General features: G+C 44.1%; 3 protein-coding genes. All 3 read right to left on the bottom strand.

From position 1 onward, the window contains the following. Positions 1-953: mannonate dehydratase (gene uxuA / locus WBM98_RS18950; RefSeq protein WP_424367585.1), on the bottom strand; the 953-nt coding region annotated here is incomplete at its 3' end. A 30-nt stretch (positions 954-983) separates the two neighbouring features. Next, on the bottom strand, positions 984-1,805 hold the full coding sequence (locus WBM98_RS18955) for an SDR family oxidoreductase (protein ID WP_424367583.1): 822 nt from the start codon (positions 1,803-1,805) through the stop codon (positions 984-986). A gap of 60 nt (positions 1,806-1,865) precedes the next feature. Further along, entirely contained in the window at positions 1,866-3,209 is a 1,344-nt protein-coding gene (locus WBM98_RS18960; RefSeq protein ID WP_424367584.1) for a Gfo/Idh/MocA family protein, read from the bottom strand. Positions 3,210-3,433 lie beyond the last annotated feature (224 nt).

Below are 3,433 nucleotides of genomic sequence, written 5' to 3' on the forward strand. Positions count from 1 at the left end.
CCTTCCAAATGATTGGCCTCATAAAAGTTCCCTTGGGCATCGCGCTGCGTACTTCTTAGGTGTAAAAAATGTACGCGGTCTGCGAATCGTTTGAAGATCCGCACCAAATCATTATCCGGCCTAACCCCCAAAGAACCCGTACAAAAAGTAATCCCGTTGGCGATATTAGGGACTTGTTCGAATAGATGGGCATAATCCTCTTCCGTACTCACTACCCGGGGCAATCCTAAAATGGGATACGGTGGGTCATCAGGGTGAATGCACATCATGACTTTATTCTCCGCTGCCACCGGAATAATTTCCTTTAAAAACAAGACCAGGTGCTCCCGTAACCTTCGGGCATCAATCTGCGCGTATGTATCCAACGCCTGCTGAAATTGATCCAAGGTATAGCCTTCCTCAGCCCCAGGTAACCCCGCTATGATGTTATTCACCAATAGAGTCCTATCTTCTACGGAAAGTGATTCAAAATATACCTTGGCTTGCTGCTGTTCTGCCTCCGAATAGGTGTTTTTTGCACCGGGTCTTTGCAACAGGTAGAGTTCAAAAGCGGCAAAGGCCGTTACATCGAATCGCAATGCCCTAGATCCATCGGCAACCTCAAAATCGAGCGACGTCCTGGTCCAATCCAAAACGGGCATAAAATTGTAACACAAAATATGGATGCCACAGGTTGCTAAATTCCGGATATTCTTCTTATAATTCTCGAGATATCGTTTGAAGTCCCCCGTACGTGTCTTTATATTTTCATGTACCGGAATACTCTCCACCACACTCCATGTAAGGCCCGTAGCCTCAATCATGCGTTTACGTTCCTCAATGGCGGCAATGGTCCAAACTTCCCCATTCGGAATTTGATGTAATGCCGAAACGATACCCGTTGCCCCCGCCTGTTTAATATCATTTAATGAGACCGGGTCCTTGGGACCATACCATCTCCATGTTTGTTGCATCTTCATCTTAATTCGGTATTTATATGCGTATCATACGCCACTGAAGGCACTAAAACCACCATCGATCGGCACGATGGTCCCTGTTACGAAAGAGGCTGCTTCACTTATAAGCCAATGTATGGCCCCATTGAGTTCGTCAGCGTCCCCAAATCGTTTCATCGGTGTGTTTGCAATGATCGTATTTCCCCTATCGGTATAACTTCCATCGGGATTGGTTAAGAGGGCACGGTTCTGGTTTCCGATAAAAAACCCAGGGGCAATCGCATTTACCCGAACACTCCCATCAAATTTCAATGCCATTTCCGTGGCCATCCATTTGGTGAAAATATCAATGGCCGCCTTGGATGCCGAATAGCCAACGACCCTCGTAACGGCTTGGGTTGCGGTCATGGATGAGATGTTGACTATACTACCGGAACGCTGTTTAGCCATCACTTCCCCAAAAACGATTGATGGCAAAACCGAACCATTGAGGTTCAGTTCGGATACTTTTTTAAAATCCTCCATATTAAGATCAAAAATGGTCTGGTCTTCACCGATAGTCGCTCCAGGCATATTACCACCAGCCGCATTGATCAATACATCGATTTTACCCCATTTTGCAATGATCTCCGATTTGGCCTTTTCAAGATAGCCTTTATCCAAAACACTTCCCGGAATCCCTAGGACCTCGGGGCTGATTTTTTTAAGTTCAACGACCCTTTTTTCAACACTTTCGGGAAATAAATCGAGGATTGCGATTTTGGCGCCTTGTGTCAGCAAATAGGTGGCCATACTACCACCCAATGCCCCGGCACCACCGGTTATGATGATTACTTTCCCAGAAATATCAAACAAACTACCTTTTCCCATTCGTATGCTATTGATTTATAATTACATTTTTTTCTATGCCCGGTTCAACGTTGATATTTGTTATATAATAGGTTCCCAACCTGGTTCATAGGTACGTGACCATAATTTCATGGCTTCCCGGTCAAAAATTTGGCCCGTGGTGGCGTCAACTTCGAACGATTTGCCGATCCGTGATGCGATATTCGCATAATGGGTCATCGCCTGACTTGTTGCACCTTGATCTATAGGCGATGCCAAGGTTTCCTTACCTCTTATGGTTTCAAAGAAATTCACTGCATGACGGGTCGTTAAATCTCCCCCGCCACCAAGGGCGAGTCCACTTTCTGAGCCATCGGACATGCTGTTTTTTATTGAATTCCCCATAAGATCGAATACTTCGTAGCCCCCTCGATCAATATAAACCGAACCTTCGGATCCATATATAATGGTACCTCTGCCCTTACCATATTTGTTATATCCATTTCTACTTTGTCCATCCCATTCTATAATCTGACCATCGGCGAAGGTAAAACGTGCTTCCATGGAATCGTACATTTCCCAACCGTCATCCAAATATTGGTTCTTTCCGGAGCGTACATTTACGTGTTCGGGCAATTCAACGCCCAAAGCCCATCGTGCAATATCCAATTCGTGGGTGGCATTATTGCCCATTTCGGCCGTACCAAAATCCCAACCATACCAATGCCAATTATAATCAAAGGTATCGTGGGTATATGCCTTTCTTGGAGAGGGTCCTTGAAATAGGTCCCAGTCGAACCCTTCCGGGGGGGCTGCCTTTGTTTGAACCGGAACAGCGCCTCTTGTATTGATGTAAAATGCAGTGGCCTTATATGTCTTACCGATGATACCGTTATGTATATCCTTTACAATTTGGTTCGATTCAATAGAGGACCGTTGCTGATTCCCCATTTGCACTATTTTATCGTACTTTTTCTGGGCAGCAACGATCAGTTCGTTTTCATGCATATTGTGGCTGCACGGTTTTTCCAAATACACGTGTTTTCCTGCCTGCATGGCCATTATGGCCCCAGGGGTATGCCAATGATCGGGAGTGGCAATGAAAAGGGCATCCAAATTTTTATCCTCCAAGACTTTTCGAATGTCATTTTCCAAAGTAGGTTTATACGTAAGATCCCCACCAAAATTTTCTGCCGCTTTATCCCGTTGACTTTTCATGACGTCACATAGATATAGTAACTTGGCGTTATTCTCTTTTGCGATAATCGGGGGTTTAAATCCTGGGTATCTTCGTCCCAAGCCCTGAATGGCCACATTGATACGGTCATTGGCCCCTATGATATTGGAATAACTCATGGCCGACATGGCATTGATACTACTACTAAAACCTATACCAACCGCACCTGCAGTTGCCTTTTTTATAAACCCTCTTCGATTCGAATCCATGTGTATAGTTTTATTATTCTGATTACTCTTGTTTTCTATGATATCAAGTTGATGCAATTTAAAACTAATATTTAAAAGCGTTAAGGTTAATGAAGTGCTTTTTATGTTTGTTTCTTCTTGGGAAGCAACGTAACATTGGATATACTACTGCAAATCAATTTTCCAAGACCCGTGGCAGAAAAAAATTAAACTGGTCAATTCGCAAGCTTCTCATATGGATAATA

It is taken from the genome of Maribacter sp., assembly GCF_049667165.1.
GTDB lineage: Bacteria > Bacteroidota > Bacteroidia > Flavobacteriales > Flavobacteriaceae > Maribacter_A.